This window comes from Shewanella sp. 0m-6, assembly GCF_052977325.1.
Map to the genome: position 1 here is coordinate 48,599 of NZ_JBRIMD010000027.1, position 7,245 is coordinate 55,843.

The following is a 7,245-nucleotide window of genomic DNA, read 5'->3' on the forward strand; positions in this document are numbered from 1 at the left end:
CCTCCTGGTCGTTTTTTATCGGGCTTAACGCTCCCTGAGCGCCGTATCTTTAGCCCGTAATATTGGATTAAGTATGTACTCTAAAACGGATCTTTGCCCTGTAATTACATCAACCGAGGTTAACATCCCTGGTATGATAGGCATTTGGGTGCCGTCGTCCTTCGTTAAGCTAGAAAACTCTGTTCTAACTTTGACAATATAAAAGCTATTTCCCTCTTCATCTTGGGTCGTATCGGCACTGATATGCTCGACCACACCGTTCAAACCACCATAGCGGGTAAAGTCATACGCGGTGACTTTAACGACAGCGGGTAAACCAGGGTGCAGGAATGCGATATCCTTAGGGACAATTTTGGTCTCAATCAATAGCTTGTCTTCAGACGGGACAATTTCAATGATATCGACACCGGGCTGGACAACGCCGCCTAGGGTATTGATATGCACTGTTTTGACTGTGCCATTGACTGGAGATACTATCTCGGCCTTGCTGACTTTATCTTGTGCACCGACTTGCGCCTCGTTCATGCGTGAGAGTTTAGTTTGCATCTCGTTGAGTTGGGCACGGGTATCAGCCGCATAAATAAGTACTGACTCCCGCCTTTTAAGAATGGCTTCATCCATGGTGGACTTAACTTTAGGGCGCAATAAGCGCAATGAAGAGAGCTCGCCTTGAATATCGTTGACGACTCGCTGTAGTTTTAATAACTCGACTTCAGGAACAATCCCTTTATCTGCCAATGGCCGAGTCAGTTCAAGCTCTCGTGAGACCAACTGGAAGCTGGTTGTGAGTGTTCTGATTTTTGAAGCGAGTTCTTGGATCTCTTGGTTACGTTGTTGGATCTGTCTGGCTTGAATTTCGAGTTGATTACTTAGGTTATCAAGACGACCAATATATTCTTCACGCTGACGGCTGGTAAGCTCTGGCTCGTTTTCTTCTAAAGCAGATGGGAATATTAATGCCAGAGGAGAGATTTTTACCTGCTCGCGCCAATCATTGGTTATTGACGAAATGGTGATACTGTTAAGCTCTGAATTTAAGCGGATCACATTGGCGACTAGACTATTCACTTCTTGCTCTTGTTGAGCGAAGTCAGACTGAAAACGGGTGGCATCGATGCGAACAAGAGGCTGCCCCTTGGTGACAATTAATCCCTCCTGGACATACATCTCTTGTAAGATCCCGCCGTCTAAACTTTGGATAACCTGCACTTGAGAAGAAGGGATAACTTTACCCAAACCAGTAGTGACTTGATCTAACTCTGCAAAGTAGGCCCATAGCAGGAAGGTTATAATCAGTGCCGATAATGCCCAAATAGTTAATCGATGGCTGGCAGGTGCATCGGTCATCATTGCACCATAAACGTCATCGACCATCTCTAAATCATGTGTAGTTAAGTGCTTACTCATTTTTTCGCCGCTCCCGCTAATAAGCCATCATTTAGCTTCTTTAGTACTTCGGCCTTAGGGCCATCGGCAACGATATGGCCGCGATCGAGAACGATGATGCGATCGACGAGGTTGAGTAGGTGCATCTTATGAGTAATGAGCAGTAAGGTTCTATCTTTACTGACATTGTGCATGGCATGAATAAACTGCTTTTCTGCACGGGCATCGAGACTGGCAGTCGGCTCATCCATTAACAATACTGGCGGGTCATTCAATGTTGCACGGGCGAGGGCGATAGTTTGTCTCTGTCCGCGTGAGAGCTCGCGTCCACCTTCACCCACTTGCTGATCTAGGCCTTCGGCTTCTAGGTTAGTAAATAAATTAACCCCAGAAAGCTGCACTGCTCGGATCAATTGGTGCTCAGATACTTGGCGGGTACCAAATAAAATATTGTCGCGAATCGTGCCATGAAACAAAGTGATATCTTGCGGCAAGTAGCCGAAGTTTCGTCTTAAGTCGCTAGGATGGATCTGCGCAGAATCGATACCGTCATAGGTTAAGCTGCCTTTAGTTGGCTGATATAGGCCGACTAATAGTTTGGCTAAGGTACTTTTACCGGAACCGTTGCGACCAATGATCGCTACACGCTCACCGGGAGCGATATTTATCGATAATGGGTGCAGTATGGGGCGCTCTGAACCTGGATAGCTAAAACCGATATGGTGCGCGGTTATTTGGCCTAATAAACGTTGGCGGCTAACCAGGTGGCCTTTGTTTTCAAATTCATCTTCTTGCGTCATCAGTTCATCAAGTTGACGCAGGGCACTAGCGGTTTGATTACCACGGGTCATTAGGCCTGCAAGTTGCGCCATGGGAGAAATTGCGCGGCTAGATAAAATCACCGCAGCAATGATGCCACCCATGGATATTTCATTTTCAGAGACTCGGTATACCCCTAAAATCACCACAAAAATAACGGAGGTTTGCACTACAAATGTCGCCACATTGGTCACAGAGGTAGTTATTTTTTTGCATTTCAGTTGCCAGTTCGCCGTATGGCCAATCATCTGTTGCCAGCTTTTCTGCACTAGACCTTCGGCGCCGCTGGATTTGATTGATTCAATTGAGGCTAATGACTCGATTAAGTGGCCGTGTTTTAGGCCAGAAAACTTATTACTCTCATCAATTGCCGCCTTAAGCTTTGGCTGCATAATCAAGGTGTAGCCGATAATAATAAAGCTACCAATCAATGGGATAACGGCGAGATCGCCGGCAACAAGATAGATAATGGTTAAGAAAAACAGCGCGAAAGGCAGATCAACCAATGTGGTGATAGTGGCCGAGGTGAGAATATCGCGGATGCTATCAAATTCACCAAGTTGCTTAGCCATGCCGCCGACGCTAGGAGAGCGCTTTTCAAGCGGGATACCGATAGCTTTAGCAAATAGTCGAGAAGATACGATGATGTCGACTTTCTTACCTGCAACGTCAATAAGGTAGCTTCTAAGTTGGCGCATGATTAAGTCAAAGATATAAGCAATACCGGCACCGATAGCCAGTACCCATAAAGAGTCGAATGCCAAATTCGGTACGACTTTATCGTACACATTCATAATAAATAACGGTGACACTAGGGCAAATAAGTTAACCAATACCGATGCGATAAGGGCATCTCGGTAAATGGGGGCTGAGTCTTTAATTGTTTGTAGTAACCAGTGGGATTTGTTCTCGTGTAGATGAACATCTAAGCCCATATCACCACGATATTCTTGCTTCACTAAAAACAGATAGCCCACATAGAGTGCTTCGAGCTCTTCAATCGAAAGCGTTTCTTTGCCGCCGGTTTCAGGTAGCTGGATAACCGCTTTATCTTGTTCGATATCAAATTCACGCAGTAAGCAGGCTTTCTTGTCTTTTAGCAATAAGATGCAGGGCAGCAGGATAGGGGATATTTCGTTTAAGCCCTTGCGCGACAACTTAGCCGCTAGTCCGGCGCGACTGGCAGCTTGAGGCAATAATTCTGGTGTTAATACGTGTCCTTGCATAGGCAAGCCTGCTGCCAGCGAGTCGCTGGAGCACGGGCTACCGAAATGCTCGGTGAGTAACACTAAACTGTCTAGCAGTGGGTCGACCATCACTCGTTGAGAGGCTGAAATCGTCCATTGCTCAGTGTTCTTAGAATCTGAAACTGACACCTTGGGGACTTATCCTTAAGATTTTATTATTTATATTTATTATTAAAAGTATCGGTCATAGTGGCCTGTTTTTCCACAGGCCACTATCTTGCTTCTTTTTTTATGGCAGCATAGCAAAGCCATTTGGATTGAATGGATCATCTAAAGGATCGGGATTAACCGCCTGAGTCACAGGATCTCCTGTTGATGTGCTGACGATGAGTGGTCCCTCTCCGTTACTACCTAATAGACCAGATATAATGTCGGCCTCATTACTACCGAACTGACCAATTAGGTCGACACCATCGAGCACAATGTGTTGATCAAAACTGCCATCCCCATCAGTATCAATATTGATACTGGTAGAGCCATTCTCATCTGTAAAGCTCAGGTGTTGAGCAAGTTCACTGACAGTATCACCTTGCAGGATATCGCTTAAATCAAGCTTATCTTCAGCTAAGTCAAAGTCGGTAATATGGTCGGTGGTATCAGAGCCATCTACTGAACCACTGGTCCAAACGAACGTATCCGCTCCTTCATTACCTGTCATTTCATCGTCCCCTAGACCGCCAATCATCGTATCTGCACCCAGACCACCGATTAAGGTATCATTACCACCTTGACCGAATAAGGTATCGTTACCTTCACCACCGTTTAAGATATCGTTGCCATCATTGGCATCTGATATATCAAATTCATCAATATGAGTACTGATGTAACTATGGATATCTTGCAAGTCAATACTGCCAGTATCTGTTCCGGTTTTTATTGCTACATAGTTCTGTAAGGCTGTAAATCCTTGGCCAGTAATATTATCTAATTGGACAAGGTCGCCAAAGATAATATCATTGCCTTCTCCACCTAGTGCGTCGTCTCGCCCTTGAGTTAGTTCGACTGTATTCCCCAAAATAACACTTGCAAGATTACTGACATCAACAGCGGCCTGAACGTTTCCGTCTGTGTCATAAAGCTTAAGTACATCAGTTGTAACACCACTCCCAATACCAATGGCATTAACAATCGATACGGCATTTAATAGACTGAATTGATGTAGGCCTGAATTACTGTGGTCGTCGTCATATTTCAATGTATTACCATCTTGTTCGATGCTGCCTATTTTTTCATGAACATCGGTATAGACTGAATATACATCGCCACTTGAATCAACTAACACCTTGCCATTTAATGTGATTGTTTCCCCAAAACTATAAGAATTCGCGATGAGAACTTCACTTAAGGTTAGGAAGTTGCCAGTTTGAGGATCGACACCAACGTATAGGGAGTCTATCTCACTGTGGGTATCTGCTGTTGGTTGCCCGTCTGTAATGAAGAATGTTTGGTTGTTGGCACCATTACCAGCAATGTCAGCGCTATCAAACCATTCTATGACGCTCTCAAATGATGCTTCATAATTTGTGCTTCCGCCTGCACTAACTGCATTAACCGCTGCGAGTAACTGCGTAAGTGCCGCTTGAGAATCACCGTTAGATAAATCGACTGAAATATTTGTCTTAGTATTTGCTGCGAAATCAACAAACAGCACATTGACTGTGCCAGCATGCTCGCCATTAGCACTATTGAATAGCGTGTTGAAAACAGTCGTTAATTGCATTTTTGCTTGAGTGATTTCATCAGACATACTGCCAGAAGAATCGAGAATAAAGGCCAGATTATAATCTTCACCAGCAACAATCTGTAAGCCGCTAGTGTCACTAACGATAATGTCGTGGTTATCACTACCTTGTAAAGTGTTGTTGCCGTCGGTACCGCCCACAAAACCGTAATCTCGAGTCTGCACTACATCGAAGTTTACACTCGCCGTATCGCTGCCACCCTGGCCGTCACTGATTGTATAGGTAAAGCTAGTCGGTACAGTCTGCGAGCCATCATGGGTATAGCTAAAGCTACCATCTTGGTTGATGGTTAGGCTGCCATCTTTAACAGACACAGTTGCTGCGCCATTAACAAATGTCAGCTCTACGCCATCGATATGGGTAATGCTTAGAGGATTGCCATCGATATCGGAGTCAACACCACTGCCATTTGTACTGTCATTATCATTATCGTCAGTGATGATGTTACCAGTAATGGTTTCGCTCTCATTAACTTGGTAGCGATTAGCAAACGCTTCTGGAGCGTCATTGGTACCAATAATATTAATGGTGACAGTGGCGGTATCAGTCGCGCCGTGCTCATCGGTAATGGTGTAGGTAAAGGTTTCTTTAGTAACCTCTCCTGCGGCGAGAGATGCAAAGGCGCCATTGGTATCGTAGCTGTAAGTTCCATTAGTATTGATTGTGAGCTTTGCGCCACTATCTAAGATAATAGTGCTACTAGCCTGGATCCCTTGACCATTAACCGCAGTGATAGAGAAAGAGTCAGTATGTTGATGGTTATGACCATTAGTATCATGATCTAAATCGCTATCATTCCACAATAATCCATCTTCGATAGTTGATGCTGTTAGTACTTCGCCTTCATTTACAACTAGTGCATCGCCGCCTAGTTCTGGACCCGAAACGACAATTGAAGTCAGGTAGTAATCGGATGAGTCATCACCTGGGTTAGCCTGTGACTCTTCACCTAGCGTATAGGTGGCTTCAAACACTAAAGTATCAAATACCAAGTTGCCAGTATCTATGTTGAACTCACCGCTCTTGCTACCTTCGGTTTTAAAGGTTTCCATAGCAACGAGTTGGCCTTGATAATAAGCCTTCCAAACGCCTTGTTCGCCGCCCTCTTCGGTGTCGAACATGTTGCTAACATTGAAGGTTGCCTTATTGACGAGGCCATTAAAGCTAAAGACTAATCCTTCAGATTGACCCGTTTCAGCGTTGAACTCTATTTGACCTACTGTCGCGCCTTCGGTTCTGGGAGTGCCAGAAACACCAAGTTTGTTGTTATCACCAGTTGCGTAATTAACCGTTCCTTCAGAGCCATCAGCGTTTATTGCGCTGATAGTGAATAGTGGATTAACTTTAGTACCGTTTTCGGTTCCCCAGTTATCGCTAGAGCTTGCACTTGCACTAAATGAGCTACCTTGAGCATCATCATTGGCGTCGACAGTGTTGATCGCTGCCGTATCACTTCCAGGGCCGGACTCGTTACCAGCAAGATCAGCTTGAGTCGCTTCAACAGTAATGCTTGATGTTTCATTTGGTGTCTCTTCAGACCACGTAATCACTCCATTATCGTAACTAAATTGGCTGGTAGCGGTTGAAGACGCACCTGTAACAATCAACTCTCCAGTAGCACTTAAGCTAAGAACCACGGTCGAAATTGAGGTGCCATTAGTGATGCTGAGAGAAACTGAACCACCTGCTAATAAGTCAGTATGGTTAACTTCTACCTTTAACTGGATGTTCGCGCCACCACTGACTATTTCATCAGGGTTTAACCAGCCATCGCCAGGGTTTGCATTACCAATAATTGGGTTACTGTCATCCAGAATAATTACAGTCGGGGTGTTTGGTGTAGTGTTATCAACGTCATAATCTTCAGTATCGGTCGCGGTGGCGCTGTTGCCTGCTAAGTCAGTGCTGGTGACGCTGGCATTGATGGTTTGATCTGCGTCAGCGGCTAAGTCGCTGCCTTCAACCAAGATACTAAATTGACCTTGTGCATTCACAGTGCCTTGATATTCAACAGTGTTGATCGTCAGGGTCACGGTGTCGCCATCATTAAA

3 protein-coding genes are annotated in these 7,245 nt (G+C 45.0%); all 3 read right to left on the minus strand.

All coding sequences use genetic code 11. The annotated features are described in order from the left end of the window. Positions 1-24: 24 nt before the first annotated feature. The 3 genes from ACVBJC_RS17050 to ACVBJC_RS17060 all read right to left on the minus strand — a co-directional run bounded on the left by ACVBJC_RS17050 (position 25) and on the right by ACVBJC_RS17060 (position 7,227). Complete coding sequence (locus ACVBJC_RS17050; RefSeq protein ID WP_447162121.1) at positions 25-1,407, minus strand: HlyD family type I secretion periplasmic adaptor subunit; 1,383 nt, start codon at positions 1,405-1,407, stop codon at positions 25-27. Further along, the gene (locus ACVBJC_RS17055) at positions 1,404-3,521 is read right to left on the minus strand and encodes a type I secretion system permease/ATPase (RefSeq protein WP_447162152.1); all 2,118 of its coding nucleotides are present in this window, start codon (positions 3,519-3,521) and stop codon (positions 1,404-1,406) included. Before ACVBJC_RS17055 ends, ACVBJC_RS17050 begins: the two co-directional genes overlap by 4 nt. 160 nt (positions 3,522-3,681) lie before the next feature. Further along, positions 3,682-7,227 (minus strand): Ig-like domain-containing protein, encoded by a 3,546-nt coding sequence (locus ACVBJC_RS17060; RefSeq protein WP_447170519.1) that lies wholly within the window; start codon positions 7,225-7,227, stop codon positions 3,682-3,684. Positions 7,228-7,245: the final 18 nt, after the last annotated feature.